General features: G+C 62.2%; 14 protein-coding genes. 8 read left to right on the forward strand and 6 right to left on the reverse strand.

The window, feature by feature from the left end; translation table 11 throughout:
* The first annotated feature begins 24 nt into the window (after positions 1-24).
* Positions 25-1,167 (forward strand): glycosyltransferase family 4 protein, encoded by a 1,143-nt coding sequence (locus ABH945_RS13740; protein ID WP_074763175.1) that lies wholly within the window; start codon positions 25-27, stop codon positions 1,165-1,167.
* Between the two features lie 57 nt (positions 1,168-1,224).
* Entirely contained in the window at positions 1,225-2,556 is a 1,332-nt protein-coding gene (locus ABH945_RS13745; protein WP_429250843.1) for a glycosyltransferase WbuB, read from the forward strand.
* Positions 2,557-2,585: 29 nt separating this feature from the next.
* Here the strand turns inward: ABH945_RS13745 and ABH945_RS13750 are convergent, their stop codons facing one another.
* A complete protein-coding gene (locus tag ABH945_RS13750) occupies positions 2,586-3,083 on the reverse strand; it encodes a hypothetical protein (protein WP_429250844.1) in 498 nt (165 codons plus the stop codon).
* Positions 3,084-3,267: 184 nt separating this feature from the next.
* Between ABH945_RS13750 and ABH945_RS13755 the strand changes: the two genes are divergently transcribed.
* Entirely contained in the window at positions 3,268-3,918 is a 651-nt protein-coding gene (locus ABH945_RS13755) for a putative colanic acid biosynthesis acetyltransferase (RefSeq protein ID WP_429251093.1), read from the forward strand.
* Positions 3,919-4,143: 225 nt separating this feature from the next.
* Positions 4,144-5,880 (forward strand): FAD-dependent oxidoreductase, encoded by a 1,737-nt coding sequence (locus ABH945_RS13760; RefSeq protein WP_429250845.1) that lies wholly within the window; start codon positions 4,144-4,146, stop codon positions 5,878-5,880.
* Between the two features lie 118 nt (positions 5,881-5,998).
* Here the strand turns inward: ABH945_RS13760 and ABH945_RS13765 are convergent, their stop codons facing one another.
* Positions 5,999-7,213, reverse strand: coding sequence for a glycosyltransferase (locus ABH945_RS13765; protein WP_429250846.1), 1,215 nt, complete (start codon positions 7,211-7,213; stop codon positions 5,999-6,001).
* Positions 7,210-8,721, reverse strand: a complete 1,512-nt coding sequence (locus tag ABH945_RS13770; RefSeq protein WP_429250847.1) for a hypothetical protein — start codon at positions 8,719-8,721, stop codon at positions 7,210-7,212. The genes ABH945_RS13765 and ABH945_RS13770 overlap by 4 nt, the downstream gene beginning before the upstream one ends.
* Positions 8,722-9,004: 283 nt before the next feature.
* Between ABH945_RS13770 and ABH945_RS13775 the strand changes: the two genes are divergently transcribed.
* Positions 9,005-10,168, forward strand: a complete 1,164-nt coding sequence (locus tag ABH945_RS13775; RefSeq protein WP_429250848.1) for an acyltransferase family protein — start codon at positions 9,005-9,007, stop codon at positions 10,166-10,168.
* Between the two features lie 102 nt (positions 10,169-10,270).
* Here the strand turns inward: ABH945_RS13775 and ABH945_RS13780 are convergent, their stop codons facing one another.
* Positions 10,271-11,458 carry a glycosyltransferase gene (locus ABH945_RS13780; RefSeq protein ID WP_429250849.1) on the reverse strand — a complete coding sequence of 396 codons (1,188 nt, stop codon included), beginning with the start codon at positions 11,456-11,458 and terminating at the stop codon, positions 10,271-10,273.
* Positions 11,459-11,807: 349 nt separating this feature from the next.
* Between ABH945_RS13780 and ABH945_RS13785 the strand changes: the two genes are divergently transcribed.
* Complete coding sequence (locus ABH945_RS13785) at positions 11,808-13,061, forward strand: oligosaccharide flippase family protein (protein ID WP_074763184.1); 1,254 nt, start codon at positions 11,808-11,810, stop codon at positions 13,059-13,061.
* The gene (locus tag ABH945_RS13790; protein WP_429251094.1) at positions 13,061-14,134 is read left to right on the forward strand and encodes a glycosyltransferase family 4 protein; all 1,074 of its coding nucleotides are present in this window, start codon (positions 13,061-13,063) and stop codon (positions 14,132-14,134) included. The genes ABH945_RS13785 and ABH945_RS13790 overlap by 1 nt, the downstream gene beginning before the upstream one ends.
* 104 nt (positions 14,135-14,238) lie before the next feature.
* On the opposite strand, the gene ABH945_RS13795 is transcribed toward ABH945_RS13790, so the two are convergent.
* Entirely contained in the window at positions 14,239-14,694 is a 456-nt protein-coding gene (locus ABH945_RS13795) for a hypothetical protein (protein ID WP_429250850.1), read from the reverse strand.
* On the opposite strand from ABH945_RS13795, the gene ABH945_RS13800 reads away from it, so the two are divergent.
* Positions 14,669-15,634 (forward strand): hypothetical protein, encoded by a 966-nt coding sequence (locus ABH945_RS13800; RefSeq protein ID WP_429250851.1) that lies wholly within the window; start codon positions 14,669-14,671, stop codon positions 15,632-15,634. The genes ABH945_RS13795 and ABH945_RS13800 overlap by 26 nt on opposite strands.
* Before the next feature lie 375 nt (positions 15,635-16,009).
* Here ABH945_RS13800 and ABH945_RS13805 read toward each other — a convergent pair whose 3' ends face one another.
* Positions 16,010-16,624, reverse strand: coding sequence for a hypothetical protein (locus ABH945_RS13805; protein WP_074763187.1), 615 nt, complete (start codon positions 16,622-16,624; stop codon positions 16,010-16,012).
* Positions 16,625-16,685: the final 61 nt, after the last annotated feature.

Raw genomic sequence — 16,685 nt, forward strand, 5'->3', positions numbered from 1 at the left:
ATTTTTCGAGGAGCGGCATACAAAATGACAGCGTCAGTCACGATCTTCCATAACGTCGTATGGTCGCGCCACAAAGGTGTCGTCTTTTCTGCGCTGCATAACATTTCGGCATCCGGAGCAATCCGGTATTCGATGGTGCAGATCGCGGATACCGAGCACGACCGCGTCGGCTTTTCCGAGGTGGATTATTCGTTCCACCGCTATCCGATGCAGAAGCTGTTCGACGGCTGCTATGAAGATGTGCCGACGATGAAGATGATCGTCCGGCTCACATGGGAGGTGCTGAAGGCCAAATCCGATCTGATCGTATTGCCCGGCTATCACCGTCCCGAGTATTGGGCGATGCTCCTGGCGTGCATCGTGACCGGCAAGCGGCGTGCGGTATTTTGCGACTCCACCGCGCGCGACCGGCCGAAGAAGCTGATCACGTCGATTCCGAAAAGAGTGTTCTTTTCGCTGTGCGACGGCTATTTCGGTTTCGGCGAACGCAGCCGCGAATATCTGCTGTCGCTTGGCGCGAAACGCGAAAAGATTTTCGTGCCCTGCCAGGCCGCTGCATTGCCGGGGTCGTTCTCGCCGGAGCGCGCGCTGGTCGAGCGGGTCGCTGCGCGAGCCGGCGATCCGCCGGTGTTCCTGTTCGTGGGACGTCTGTCGGAAGAGAAGGGCATCGGCACGCTGATCGACGCGTTCGCGGGCCTGCGCAAGCGTATTCCGGCTGCGCGTTTGCGCATCGTCGGCACGGGTCCGATGGCCGATGCGTTGCACGCGAAGGTCGCCGAACTGGAGCTGGGCGACTCGGTGACGTTCGTGGGCAGTCTGCAGGACGAGCCGCTGACGCAGGAGTATTACCACGCGACCTGCCTCGTCCTGCCGAGTTATAGCGAACCGTGGGGGCTCGTAGTGAACGAGGCGCTCGCGCACGGTTGCCCGGCGGTGGTCAGCGAGAGTTGCGGCTGCGTGCCCGAGTTGGTGATCGACGGCGTGAGCGGTTATGCGTTCACTGCCGGCGACGTACCCGCTCTGCAGCGCACGATGCTCAAGGCGATGGAGGCATTCGCCGACGCCAGCGGTACCGCGCATCGCTGCATGGATGTGATTCGCCGCTTCGATCCCCCGTCTGCGGCCGCGAATATCGCTCGCGGCTGCGCATTGATGTTGAGCGACTGACACACAAGTTACGGCAGTGCCGACCCCGCGAAGACCACAAACGTTCTGGCAGCCACAATGAAGATTCTGATCTACGGCATCAACTACGCGCCGGAACTGACGGGGACGGGTAAGTACACGGCGGAAATGGCTGTGCTGCTCGCGAGCCGGGGTCACGAAGTCCGGGTGGTATGCGCACCGCCTTACTATCCCGAATGGCGCGTCGCGGCGGGTTTTGCCGCGTGGCGTTACCGGCGCGAGACACGCGACGGCGTGACGCTGTGGCGCGCGCCGCTGTGGGTGCCGTCGAATCCGACCGGCATCAAGCGGATACTGCATCTCGCGAGTTTCGCGGTGAGTTCGTTGCCTTTGCTCGCGCGCCACGCGCTGTGGCGTCCCGACGCGGTCATGATGATCGCTCCTACGTTGATGTGCGCGCCCGCGACGTTGGCGCTCGCGCGCGTCACGCGGGCCAGCGCGTGGCTGCATATTCAGGACTATGAAATCGATGCGGCATTCGAACTCGGCCTGCTGAAGAGTTCGCGTGGTGCTCGCGTGGCGCGCTGGATCGAAAGCGCGTTATTGCGGCGTTTCGATGCGGTTTCGTCGATCACGCGGCAGATGAGCGCCCGCGCTACCGCGAAGGGTGTGTTGCCCGCGCGCGTCGTGTGTCTGCCGAACTGGGTGGATTCTTCGAGCATCTTTCCGTTGTCGCGCGCGAGCGAATATCGCCAGCAGCTCGGCATCCCGGAAGGCCAGAAGGTCGTGCTGTATTCCGGCAACATGGGCGCGAAACAGGGCATCGAAACACTCGCGGATGCCGCCGCGCTGCTCGCCGCGCGCACCGACGTGACTTTCGTTTTCTGCGGTAGCGGTGCTGCAAAAGAGAGTTTGCTCGCGCGTTGTGCGGGCTTGCAGAACTGCATCTTCATTCCGCTGCAACCGGCGGAGCGCCTGAACGAACTGCTCAATCTCGCCGATATCCACGTGCTGCCGCAACGCGGCGATGCTGCCGATCTCGTCATGCCGTCCAAACTCACGGGCATGTTCGCCAGCGGTCGCGCGACCGTGGCGATGGCGCGTCGCGGCACGGCCTTGCATGAGGCAGTGAGCCCGCGCGGTGTGGTGGTGCCACCCGACAACGTCAAGGCGCTGGTGGCCGCGATCAACGTGCTGGCGAGCGATGCGGAGCGGCGTGCGGCGCTTGGCCGTGCCGCGCGTCATTACGCGGAGAGCACGTTGTCGCCGGAGTCGACGATTCAGACCTTTGAGGAAAAGCTGGCGACGGTGTTTCGTCAGGCAGGCGTGAGGCGGGTGAAAACAGGTGCCGCGTATTTCAGTCAGCGGCCTTCCACTGTCGTAGCCAGGCCGAGCAAGCCGGCTACCGCGGAGGAAGCCGCGCCGGATTGATCCGGTACGCGGCCATCATGACGGCAACCTCACCAGGGCGAACGATAGACCGTGCGCTTACTCGCGTACGGATCGGCGTAAGCGTTTCTTGCGGCGCCTTCGGGTGTGAGGCCATCGGCTGCATTCGGACGGCCTGGCTGACCCGCTACGCGCATCGCGCCATTCGCTGCGCCGGGTGCTTTGCGTTGACCTTTGCCGACGACCGGGCGAGCGGCTTGCGCTGCCTGGCCGTCTCCATTCATCGTCATGCGCTGTTGGTCGGGAATTGCCGTGCGTTGTGCGTCGCCGAGACTAAGTTGCGGGGTGTCGCCGTCGCCGTAGTCGCGCGGTGCGCCGAGCAGCGATTGCTCCTTGACGCGATTTTTCGCGAGCCGGTCGGCCGGGGCCTGCATCGCGACGCCGTTATCGTTAGCGGCGGGTGCAACGGCGGGCGCTGCGTTTTGCGCGAGCGCCGGCGTGGCGCAGGCGGCGCATGTGGCGATGACCACGCATATCGAGCTAGCAGTGTGGCGGATCGAATGATTCATGTTGCCTCCAGGGAGATGCAGTCGTGTTGAAGCTATCGTGCGCCAGGCTTCACGCGCGTAGCCGCCAAAACGCTTGCCTGCACAGCCAGTGTGAAAAGTGCCGGAAGTACCCGAAAGATAATGGAAGGGAGCCGACGATGATGCAAGCGCATGCATACCATCGGTCGCGCATCGGAGAAAGATGATGGGCAAGATCGCCGACGATCCGCGAATCGCATATAGGCCGCCAGTCGAAGAAGCGCATGAAGTTGAAAATGCGCATGAGAACGCGCAAGACGATGACCGTGTCATCGATCTGAGTCTCGCGGGGAAGGGAAATTACGAGGCGAAGCGCGGTGCGTTTATCGAGCTTCTCTGGTTCGTGATCGAAGCGTGTGTGATCAATAACAAACTGCTGCCGTTGTCCTTCGTGCGCGTGGCGTTGTTACGTCTGTTTGGCGCAAAGATCGGTACAGGTTGCCGTTTTGTGCATCCGTTGCGGGTGAAGGCGCCGTGGAATCTCGAGGTCGGCGACAAGTGCTGGTTCGGCGTCGACGTGTGGATCTATAACCAGACGTTGATTCGCATCGGCTCCAACGTGTGTATTTCGCAGGGCACGTTCCTCACCGCCGGATCTCACGACATGAGCACGACGATGGATCTGCGGGTCGCGCCGATCGTCATCGAGGACGGTGTGTGGATTACTTCGAAGTGCGTCGTTCAAATGGGCGTGACCATCGGTCGTTCTGCTGTAGTGACACCTTTGTCCGTCGTGCATCGCTCGCTCGAAGCTGAGAGTGTGTATGGCGGAAATCCTTGCAGGTTCATACGGAAACGTTTCGACTCCGTGGTGTGAACCGCAGACATAGAACCGCAGCGTTGATACGCTGGGGAGGCCAAGGTCGTGATCGTCGGGATTCGGTTGGCCGCCGCTGGAACCGTATGCGCCTGATGCGCTACGTCACCAGCGAAGCCCGCGAGATATTCGGTCGCGACGGGTTCGTTGTCTGCTTCTGCTTGCTGCTGTTGGGCGAAGTTAGCGACGTATCCGAAAATGCATCACGAAGATGGGGAGCAGCGGATGTTCATCGATACTCGTACTGTCGAACAAAACACCGTCGTTGAAACGACGGTCTGCATCATCGGGGGAGGTGTGGCCGGCATTACGCTGGCGCTGGAAATGTCGCGGGCGGGCGTGGACTCGTGCATTCTCGAGAGCGGCGGTTTCGGTCCCGACGACGAAACCCGCGACCTCTATCGCGGCGAAAACGTGGGCCTGCCCTATACCTTCGCCGACGGTTCGCGCAGCCGTTATTTTGGCGGCAGCAGCAATTGCTGGGGCGGGTGGTGCCGCCCACTCGATCCATGGGATTTTGATAAGCGCGACTGGATTCCCCATAGCGGCTGGCCGTTCGGACTCGACGAACTCGCGCCGTACTATGCGCGCACGCATGAACTGCTGAAGCTGGGTCCGCAGAATTTCGACCCGGCATACTGGGAGCGTGAGATTGGCCGCCGCGACGTGCGTCGCATGCCGCTTGCAACCGGCGATATGCGCGACACGGTGGCGCAGTTCAGCCCGCCTGTGCGTTTTGGCAAAGCGTATCGCGACGAGTTGTCGCGTTCGAAGCGGGTGCGGGTGTTCCTTCATGCCAACGCGCTCAATATCGACGCCGACGCGCAGGGCACGACAATCACCAAAGTGCGGGTTGGAACCATCAGCGGACGCAGGCTTTCGGTGCAAGCCAGGATTTTCGTGCTGGCAACGGGCGGCATCGAAAACGCCCGCATGCTGCTCGCGTCGAACGACGTGCAGAAGCAGGGGCTCGGCAATGCCAACGATCTGGTCGGCCGCTACTTCATGGATCATCCGCGGATGATGTCGGGCAAGGTGCGTTTCCGCCCGGGCAATGCGCGCAACAAGCTGTACGACATCAAGTATCACTATCAGAACGCGGCGGTGTCGGCGCACGGTACGAAGATCTCGTCGCAGTTCGCGCCGAAACAGGAAATGATGGAGCGCGAGCAACTGCTGAATTCGCGCGCGTGGCTGTATTCGAAGTGGTACGGCGAAGGCAGTGCGGGCTCCGAGGCGTTGATCCATTGCAAGGAAGCGCTGATGCAGAAAGATCAGCCCGGCCGCAGCCTGAAGCGGGATATCTCGACGATGATCGCGCACCCGCTGCATACGGTGGGCTATGGTCTGACGCGACTCCTGCAATGGCCCGCGCTGATCACCGACGTGACCTTGCAGGCGATCGTCGAAGCGGTTCCCGACCCGGATAGCCGGGTGACCTTATCGACCGATCAGCGCGATCGTCTTGGCATACCGCGCGTCAAGGTGGAGTGGCGTCTGGGCGATCAGGTGAAACGCACCTTCGACAAAACGTTCGCGCTGCTCGCCACCGAACTGCAGATGGCGAATATCGCCGACGTCGAACTCGATGCGCCGCTCGAAGGCCGTCCGTGGCCCGCGAAGCTGGAAGGCACCTGGCATCATATGGGCACGACACGTATGCACGATTCGCCGCGCGAAGGGGTGGTCGATCGGGATTGCAAGGTGCACGGCATCAGCAATCTGTACGTGGGCGGCAGCTCGGTGTTTCCGACTGTCGGCGCGAACTTCCCGACTATCACGATCGCCGCGCTGTCGTTGCGTCTTGCCGGTCACCTGGTGCGGCAACTCGACGTGCCGGATATCGTCGACCGCAAGCGCACCGACGCCGCGAATAGTTCGACCATCGCGGCGGGACAGCCGCAGGTCGATACGCGGCCCATCGCTGCATCGACGTTGACGCCGTTAATGAAGGAGCGGTGAGTTGAAAGCGTGATGGGAGAAAACGATAACGGCGCGCATCGAGCGCGCCGTTATCGTTTGGAGGGGCGGTTGAGTGAAGCGCCGAAAGCGCGCGCGTAATGGTGTTTCAGCGGGTGCTTTAGCGGCTCTGCTGGGTCGCCTCGCGCAGCGTGGCCAGCGTGCCTGCCTCGGTACTACGGGCTTCGCCTTTCGTTTCCAGCAGCGCGGTCAGCTCGCTCACCATCGTCTCGACCCGGAACCGCGCATTGAACGTGCGAGTCGCCTGCGCACGCATTGCTTCGCGCGCGGAATCGTCGAGTTCGAGCCAGCGCACCAGATTCTTTTCCGTTCCATCGACCGTGTCGGCAGCCACCAGCCCCGCGCCGTCTTCATCGATTTCGCGCCATACGTTGACCTTATCGGAGATCAACGACGGCAGTCCGCAGCCGAGCGCCTCGGCCACCGCGACGCCGAAATTTTCCTGATGCGAGGGCAGCGCGAACACATCGCTCGCATGAAACGCGCCCCACTTGAATTCGCCCTGCAGCATGCCCGGCAAACTCAAACGATGCGCGATGCCAGCTGCTTGCGCCTGCGCGCGCAGCGTCGCGACCCAGCCGGTTTCGTCGGGACCGGCAATCACGAGATGCAGCGCGGGGTCGCGTCCGGCTACGCGCGCGAATGCGTCGATCAGCAGATCGCAGCCTTTCTTTGCGTGAACGCGGCCGAGAAACAGCACGATGCGTTTGCCGCGCAAACTGGGGATCGCATTCAGAAAAGCTTCGCGTGCGGATACGGCGTCGAGCGCCGGCACGGTGGTGCCGAACGGCACGATCCGCTCATTCGCGCGATACAGCCAGAACGACTGCCGCGCGCGCGTGCGCTCCTCCTCCGTCGTGAAGATCACCGCGCGCGCGTCGCGCAGCACGCGATATTCGGCCCACGGCCAGTACAGCCACTTCTTCAGATGCTTGAGCGGATACGCTTCCTTGAACCACGGGTCGAGCATGCCATGCACGTACACGTAATACGGCACGTTGCTGTTGTGCAGCGCTTTCCATGCAGCAAAGCCGTGGTATTGCCACAGACCGTGAACGATCACCGCATCGAAACGCTGCGCGTTTTCGGCGATCCACGGCGCGAGACGCTCGCAATAGCTATAGCGGTTTTTCGCCGGACCGAACGCATGAACCGGAAACGGAAACGCTGACACATGGGCGTCGGCAGGGGCGTCGCAACTCGCCACTCCGATTTCGTGTCCGGCTTCCTGCATGGCCAGGCCGCTGCGGCGCACGCCTTCAACCGGGCCGCCGCCGCGTGGATCGACACTGGGGAGCAGGTGCAGTATTTTCATCGGACGATAGTCGGTCGGTTGGAGCGTGGCGGCGGCGCTGCACGCGTGAGCAGCGCACCGAACTGCTTGGTGTCGGACGAAGACGACGACGTCGCCGCTGGCTTGCCTTGAGACACGCCGAGCGCCGAAGGGAGATCCGCGCGTCCTGTTCCAGGCTGAATGCGGTGCGGCAGATCCGGCATCATCGCGACCGGACGTCCGCGCGGCGCCCTCGGCGTGCGTGAGGAGCGAGCCGGCAGTGCGCGCTGCAAACGGCCGTGGGTGGCGATCATCAGACCCAGCGCGACGCCGAAGATCAGCCCTGAAAAACGCGGCCCCAGCGGATTGCCGCCGATCGTCGTGGCCGGCAACGCAGCGAACAGCATGATCGCGCGTCCGAGCACCGGCAACATGGGCGCGTCGGGTACGACCGTGCGCCAGTATCGATAGGAGAATACGCAGATGCCGAGCGCGGCCAAGGTGGCGAGCGGCATGCCGATGCCGAACAGCAAGCCGCCCGCGAAGAACTGATAGACCCAGAAGTTGTGGCCAGCGGCCCATTCGTTGATCGCATAAAAGTCTTTCTCGCTGAACTGACCGGCGAGGTCCGGCAGATACAGCGGCGAGTAGCGATAGTAGTGACCATAACCTTCGCCGAACAGCAGCGTTTCAGGCGACTGGGTTACCTGGTCATACTGATTACGCATTTCCGCGAGACGGGTGATCGTGGTCGGGTCCTTGCCCGACGCGGTTTCTTCAGACGCGAAGATGCGTTGGGTCCAGTGTTCGGCGACGGTCGGAAACGCGAGCGCCGCGACCCCCGCCATGCCGGCCAGCACGGCGCCGATAAGCAGGCTGCGGGTCATCGCGCGCCCGAGGTGCCGGATCGACGGTGCACTAAGCAATACCGCGAGCAGGAACAGCAGGACAGTGCCCACCAGCAGGCTGCGGGTCACGCTCAACAGTTCCACGAGGATGGTGCTTGCGAACACCGCGACCGTGAACACGGAGAAGCGTCGCGCCACGACGAATTCATGCAGCAGCACGGCCTGCAATCCGAGCAGCGTGACGGAGATAATGCGAAAGCGCACGTCTTCGAGATCGCCGCCGGTCGCCATCCCGTAGACGAAAGTGAAACCCGCGCTGATCAGATTCGCGACGAACAGCGCGCGCTCGAACTGCGAGATTCTGTATTCGCTCCACGGGCGGCAGGCGACCAGATAACCGAGCATGAACAGCACGAACGGCAGCAGCGTACGCAGATAATTGCCGACGTCGTTATCCTGAACCAGCTGGGCGACGATGCTGCCGAACACGCACAACATCATGCTGACGGTGACGACCGTACGCAGCCGCGCGCGTTCGTGAAAGCGCGGTGCGATGAGCAGCAGCGCGAGCCCTGCCGCCATCGACGGAATTACCAGCCCGAATTGTGCAAAGTGGCCCGTGGTTGCGTCGGTCGCTTTATAGTCGAACGCGAGCGGGATTAAAAAAATCCATATCCAGGGCGTTGCAAACTGGTGGCGCATTGCTGATTCCTCCCCGTTGCCATGTTGGTGCCGTCGGTCTGGCGCGGACGGTCTCGCAGTGAATCATTGTGCGGAGAATATTTTGGTCCGTTAGTTACCCTGACCGCATTCGTCGCCGATTACCTGGGTTCTGGCGACGCAGGAAAGGGCATCCTCTGCAAGACGCGCGCACACTTGAGCAGGTTGTCGGTCAATGCCTTGAAGTTGGCGCGCACGACGGCGTGCTGCCACCGACTATGCGAAAAGGGCCATGCGCCTGCGATAAGCGACAGGGGAGAACAACATGAAGTTATTCGGCGGAACGGGGGCGACTAAAACGCCAAAAATTGCGGGGCGCGCGATCGAACTCGACTTCGTACGCGGTATCGCGATCATCATGGTGATGGGCTATCACTTTCACGCGGTTCACACCGGCAACTTCCTTATTCAGATCATTGAATATCCGCTGAAGAGTTTTGGGCGAGAAGGGGTCAACCTGTTCTTCACGCTCAGCGGTTTTCTGGTGGGTGGCCTGCTGCTTCGACAATACGCCGAAACCGGTCAGGTCGATGCGCGGCGTTTCATCATCCGGCGGATTTTCCGAATCTGGCCCGCGTATTACGTGCTGATCATCTTCCATATGCTGGCTGGACGGCATCCTTGGAATACGTTTCTTGTGCAGAATCTCACGCACTTGCAGAACTACCTGGGTACGTCGATTACGCAGACATGGAGTCTCGCGGTCGAAGAACATTTCTATCTGGTATTGCCCGCGTTGCTGCTGCTGTTCGCGCGCTGGAAATTGGGCGCATGGACGATCGTCAGCGTGCTCACTGCGATTTGCGCGGTGGTGCTCACGGCGCGCTGCTTCGCGGTGGCCGGCGGTGACCTTGAAGGGACTTTCGCCTACACGCAATACCGGATCGACAGCCTGCTGGTCGGCGTCATTCTCTCGGCAATCTACTGGATGAAGCCGGGTATCTATCATCGCTTCGCGAGCCGCAAATGGACGCTGGTCGGCTGCGTCGCGCTGCTGTGTGCGTGGCTCGCGTTCGCGACGCCGCATGTCGCGCTCGATCAGAGCATCGGCTATACGATCCAGGCGCTTGGCTTCGGCGCGTTGATCGTGTTCGTACTCGAATACTCGGGGTCGTTGCGGACTTCCTGGGTGTATCGCGGAGTCGCATGGATCGGCCTTTATTCGTACGGTATTTACTTGTGGCATTCGCTCGCGCTCGCACCAGGCGACATGATCATTCGCAAGACGACCGCACTTGGCTTGCCGCCGAGCATGATCTGGATCGTGGCGCTCTCCGCGCAATTCGTCATCGCAATCGGGCTTGGGTATGTGACGACGCGCGCGGTTGAATATCCGTTCCTGAAGATGCGCAACGCGCTGTTCCCGGAAAAACGCAGCAGTTCCGTGCGCAGCGAGGAAGTGCCGGTGGCGAGCGGGCAGCTCTCCTGAAATAGAAGGCTCAATAAAAACGGCGTCTATCGTGTAACGATGGACGCCGTTTTCAATTGGAGCGCAGCAGCATGGTGGGTCACGGAAAACCGCGTTAAGTACCTACGCCATCTGCTGCAGCAAAGTCTGCTTGAACTGCCCCAGCGTATGCCGTGAAAGAAGGTCTTCTCGCGCAGACGGCACGGTTTGCGGCGCATGCGGCCACGATGTCATGGTCTCGGTAATCGCCTTGCCGATCGACGCCGAACTGAGGTCGCTCAGGATCGGCCCCAATTCGCAACGCCGGCTGAACCAGCCGATCAAGCCATCTTCGGTTGCGATCACCGGCTTGCCGAAGCGATACGCCTGCACCAGCACGCCGCTCATTCCGTAATGACCTTTGTAACCCAACCATACCGCGTCGCATGCGGAGAACAGGTCGCGTTCGACATCGTTGGAGATGAAGTCGTCGAGTACCAGCGGCGCAGGCGTGAGACTACGCACGTGGTTGCGCATGTAGTGACGCGTACTGGCATCCTGCTCACCCGCGACGATTAACGTAGGCGCATGCTCCATACGCGTGAGTGCATGAACGAGTTCGTAAATACCCTTGCGTTCGGTAATCGAACCGTACACCAGCAGGTAGCGCTGATCGGGTGAAAGACCGAGACGCTGGCGGGCGAGTGCCGGGTTTTCCGCTTTCTCATCGGGAAACGGATCGGCCACATAAGCGACGTTCGCGCTGTGTTTCGACGCGTGATGCGCGGCCCATTCGGGCAGCGTAGGGTCGATGGTCAGCAGCGTGCGCAACCCGGTGGTACGAATCGCGCGTTTGAACAGCAGTGCCTTGATCGCATTGAGCACAGGGCGGTCCGGCGCCTTGATGCCGACCTTGTGATGATGAAAGGTCGAGCGCATCGTGATCCCGATCCACGGCGTCGCGCCGAACGGCGAGCCGAGAAACGGCAGGCCGTAGAAGAAGTAGTCGGCGTACGGCACGACTACCAGACGGATCGACTGCGTGCGGCTGATGATCGAATACACGCGTTTGAAATACCGGTGAAAACGCGCGTACTGGTTATTGCGCAAGCGACTACCGCCCGGTTCTTCGGGATCGACAAAAGCGATCTGCTGACCCGGCAGATTCGCCGCGCTGATCTGCCGTGCGAGCTTGTGGTCTTCGTTGTCGGGCTCGGTCACGAGCATGCAGGGATAGCCGGCTTCCGCGCAGGCCTGCATGGTCCATTCGACATAGCGCCAGCGATGCCCGGTCAGGTTGGGTTCAACAATCAGGACGTAGTCTTGTTCCATCGCGTAGGCAGCCGTTTACGTTATGACGTTATGCAGAAAAGCACCCCGGCGCCGGTCGATTTCCGGCGCTGACGGGGCAACGTTAGCATTGCCAAAGGGCATGGAATCGATAACTTGGCCCGCTCTGTGGTTCACCGTACCAGCCCGCCGTGGCTTCGGCTGAACTGGGCTAGCTGATGGCGGTTGTCGCCGATTCTCTCGCGGTAAGGTCGTGCATGGTGTTCGATGAAAAACCTTGCCAGCTTGCTGGTTCAAACTAATTAATTGTGCGCCGGCGGCGTTTGCAGCGATCTGTTAATTCGCTGTGCGTGGCCGACCAGATGGCGCAACGATTCGACGGAGAGACAGCTTGCGGGCGATCAGGCTTCCGGCGTTCTCGATAGCGGGCAGTTTCGGCGCGAGTGCGGCGACATGGGTACTCCTGCAACAGTTCGCCGTGCGTGGACTTGTGGCGATCAAGTTTCTTGCTATCGGCCGGATGCTCGGGCCGGCGGCAATCGGCAGTGTCAGCGTGGCGTTGCTCGCAGTGGCGATTGCCGAGGCGCTCTCCGATACGGGACTCGCGCAGGCGGTGATTCAGGGCGAGCATCCGCCGACACGGCCGCAACTCGGCGCGGTGTGGACGACGTTGACCGCGCGCGGCGTGCTCATTTCGTTGCTGCTGGTGGCGCTCGCGCCGCTATTGAGCAGCCAGTTCCATCTCGACGGTTCGCTGGTGTTGATCCAGCTTGCCGCATTGCTGCCGCTGTTGCGCGGGATTGCGTCGCCGGCGTATTACGTCGTGCAGCGCGAGCGGCGGTTTCAGCATATTGCGGGCGTCGAAATCGCGGCGTCGTTTCTCGACTGTTCGGCGGGGTTGCTGCTCGCCTATTTCGGCGCGGGCGCTGCCTCGGTACTGATCGGCCTCGTCGCCGGTGAAACCCTGAAAAGCACGCTGACCTGGGTGACGATGAAACCCCGTCCGCCGATTCGCGCGGTGTGGTCGGGCATTGGTCACTACGTCGGTTTCAGCCGCTGGATCTGGGCCAGCAGTGTGATCAATCTGCTGCTCAATCAGTTCGACAAGGTGGTGGTCGGCAAACTGCTCGGACCGGCGCAACTCGGTAGCTATCAGATGTCGTCGCGACTCGCGCAGATGCTGCTCGCCGACGCTGCGATCGCGATGTCGCAATACCTTTTCCCGACATTTGCGGCGCATCATCGGAGGAGTCCGCAGGCCGCCGCGCGGGTCATCAGGATTTACCTGCTGCTGGTTGCGATCGGACTCGCGGCATTCGTCGTCGTACTCAGGCTGATCGCCGAGCCGCTGTTCTCGCTGATTCTCGGCGCGGCGTGGTTGCCCGCCGTGCCGCTGTTCCGCATTCTCGTGATCAATATGGCGATTGGCGCGTTGATCGCGGTACTCGTCGCTTATCTGCGCGCGGTCGGCGATGCGAAGGCGACGGTGCATGCGTCCGCGATTCAGGTGGTCGTGTTGCTGGCAAGCGCGCCTCCCGCCGTGCACTACTGGGGCGTGACCGGCATCGCCTGGTCGATGACGCTGGGTCTCGGCTGCGCCGCAGCGTGGATGCTGTTCAGGACGCTCACTGCAAGGACGCAATGATGCGGGTTTTTCATCTGGTTCTCGCACCCCGTCTGTCGGGCGCCGAGGTTCTCGCAAAGGATCTCGCGCTCGATCAATGCGCCGAAGGTATGGCCGTGGGCGTTGCGTCGTTGCTGCCCGCTCATGCCGACTTCGGGGCGTTGCAGGACGAGTTGCAGCGTCACGGCGTGGAGTGCTGGTTTCCACGCCGGCGGCATCGCGCGTTGGTCAAGCTGTGGAATCTCTTCGTCGCGGTGCGGCGGTTTCGCCCGGACGTGATCTTCGCGCATGCGACCATCCCGTCGTTTTACGCGCGTGCGTTGCCGCTGCGCGTGCCGGTGGTGTACGTGATGCATTCGGCGACCAACGACTTCGAGCGGCCGTTATTCCGGCGCGTCGAACATATTCTGTCGGGACGCGCGCGGGTCGTGATCGGCGTGTCGGAGCAGGGCGTGACGGATTACGTGCAGGCCATCGGCCCGCATCCATCGATGACGGTCGTGCCCAACGGCGTCGACCTCGCGCGTTTTTCATTTACCGATGGCAGCGGGCGCGATGGCGCGGCGCCGCAGGTCGTGCAGATCGGCCGGTATGCAGCGGTGAAGAATCAGTTGCTGACCGTGCGGGCGTTTCGCGAGGTGCTCCGGGAAGTGAGCGACGCGCATCTCGTGTTGTACGGTGTGGTCGAAGATCCCGACTATCAGAGCGAGGTGATCGCGCTCGCGAAAGAGTTGGGCATTGCGGAGCGCGTCGAAGTGGCCGGTCCGCGTACCGATGTCGCGACGGTGCTGTCGGAGTCGAACGTATTCGTCATGCCTTCGCGTTCCGAGGCGCACAGTGTCGCGTTTCTGGAGGCGCTGGCGTCGGGCGTGCCGATCGTCGCGAGCAAGATTCCTGCGTTTGCGTTCGCGAACGGCTTCCCCGGCGTGCAACTGGTCGATACCGACAACGTGCAGAGTTATGCCGACGCCGTTGTCGTCGCACTCGGGCAGGCGCGGGCGCAACGCTCGCTGGCCGGTCTTACGCTCAGGGATACCGCCGACCGCTATCGGGCGATTGCGCGGCAGGTCAGCCTGGCGATTTCAGCGCGTTAGCAACGGACTTCTGGTCCGGTCCCGACTGTCCCTGTCATGAACCCGGGCAGCGACGCGCTATCGCGTGGTTTGCGATAGCGTGCGCCGTTTTCCTGATTGATTCATCAATGATGAGCGAGGATATCGCGCGTATCCGGCTGTGGTTCGGGCTGAGGCTCGACCGTCGGCTGGTCGATGGGGAAAGCGGTCTCGTGCATCGCGCGGGTGACCAGATGCCGTGCTTCCTTGCTGCCCGAGTCGATCTGCAACGCCTCGCCGGCATTGCGCGACACACACGTCCACCGTCCGATATATCCACAGCCTCGCGCGAGGCTCAGCAACGCGTCGCGCTCCTCTTCGCGGGTACGGACGGTCGCGCGCAGATTCAGCGCGTCGCGATTGCGCGGCTCGGCGGCAATTGCCGCGGCGAGTTGCGACTTCGCTCCCGACAGGTTGTTCGCCTGCAGTTTGGCGCGGGCGGTCTTGAGATAGCGCGAGATGTCCGGGCGTGGTTTATCCGGGGCTGTGTCGGCGGGGTTCGTGGAGGCGCGTTTCGTGTCGGTTGGCGGTGTCAGCGACACTCTGCGCGAGGTTGGCGCGGGGGACGTTTTTGAAGCGGGCGTGGGCGCGGAGGTTGGTGCGGACGCCAACGTCGACGCTGGGGTTGACGTTGTTGTCGATTTTGGCGAAGGCGCTGGCATGGAGATCGGCTTGGATGCCAGCGTCGAAGCTGCTGTTGATACCTGCGGCGATGTCGACTTTGCGGACGGCGTGGGTGCTGAAATCGCCGTGGACGCCAACGTCGAGGTTGGGGTTGACCTTCCCGATGGCGCTGGCATGGAAATCGGCCTGGACGCCAGCGTCGGAGCTGCTGTTGAAATCCGCGGTGACGTCGATGTTGCGGACGGCGCCAACGCGGCGATTGGCGTGGATGCCAACGTCGAAGCCCTGGTTGAAACCTGCGGCGATGTCGACTTTGCGGACAGCGCCAACTCGGAGATTGACGTGAACGCTGGCGTCGACATCAAGGTTGAATTTTGCGCAGTCGTTGAATTTGCACGCCGAGGCGGTGCGGATATCGGCTTGGACGCCAGCGTCGAAGTCGGGGTTGAAATCGGCGTTGCTGGAGAGGGCGGCGTCGGCGCGAGGATTGGTGTAGACGCCAACGTCGAGGCCGTCGGCGCTGACTTTATTGGCGCCGCAGCGGCAGTCGTCACAGCCGCCATCGACGCCGACTTCGAACCATCCGCAGGCAGTGAAGCAGCCAGCGTCGTCACCAAAGGCGCACGCGCTGCCGCGGCCGGTTGCGCCGCGACATCCGCGGCCCTCTGCGCCACATTTGCCGCCGGTTTCCCGGCCACCGCCATCGACGCTTTCCCGTCTTGCGCCTTCGTCACCGCTCCGGACACCGCGACGGGCTCGCCCACGTTCGACTCGTTGCTATGGATAAACCCAAGATATACCGCCGACGTCACCGCCAGAATCGACGCGCTCAACGCCACGGGCATTCGCATTCGCTGATACAGGGTTCTGGTGAGTTGGGCTTCTTCGATGTCTTCATAACGAAGCGCCAGCGAACGCGACAACGGCCGCCATGTGTTGCGCGCCGGCCTGGTGGCGGGCAGCACCGTCTGGTACGGATTCCCAGGGGCACGCAGGGCAGACGACGCGGCAGTGCGCATATTCAGCGCCCCGACAGGACGCGCATGGCACGCGGGACAAGGCAGGAAGCGGCCTATCAACTGCGCGCCGCAGTGTCCACATAGCCAGGAATCGAAGGATTCGGAAGTGATTTCACTAGACATGGCGATGTCGCTGACGGACGTCGAATGCCGGCATCCGGGTCAGCCCAGAGTCAAAGGGAACAAGGCACCGCAACGAGGCTCACCGCCTTCGTTACTGTGTGACGACGTAACCCCGCGCCTGCATGCACGCACCGTAGGCGGCCCAATATTGGGTCATCGGCGGCTCGGGTGCGGGCAGCGGCGGCAGCTTGACGCTGGACGCCGCGTTCGCCTGCAACGCGCCGCTCGCCGCTGCGTCCGATGCGCTGATGTCCGCGCCGCTTGCCGATGTCGCAGCGGTCGCGGTGGTGCCTGCGCCGTTGCCCGCAGTCGCCGCGTCCGTTGCTTTTGTCGACGAAGCGCCTGTACCTGCCGCAGCCGTAGCCGTCGTGCCCGTCGCCTGGACCCCCGACGCGCTCGCGTCAGGCGTGGCGGCCGGCATGCTCGCGCTCATCGGCGCGGCCGAGAAAGTGCTCGGCGGTAACGGCGGCCGAGCTGGAACGCCGGTCGACGAAGTTTGAGTCGCGGGCGGCTTGCGCGGTGGAATCTGCGATTCGCGCCTGATATCGACCTTGGTCTTTTTGTTCGCCTCCGCGTAGCACATCGCGTTGTCGATGCCGCGCTGATAGGCGCTTTGACTTCGGATGGGATAGGTGAGCGGTTGCCATGCATAGGCAGCATTGCTCAACACAATCAACGTTAATGCGGTGTATGTTTTAAATTCCATCGCAGTCGCTCCCGCAGCGATGTTTCGCCCATTAGGGCAACGGCCTTTCGCGGTGTTTTCT

The organism is Paraburkholderia sp. GAS333, from assembly GCF_050435665.1.
Taxonomy (GTDB): domain Bacteria; phylum Pseudomonadota; class Gammaproteobacteria; order Burkholderiales; family Burkholderiaceae; genus Paraburkholderia; species Paraburkholderia fungorum_A.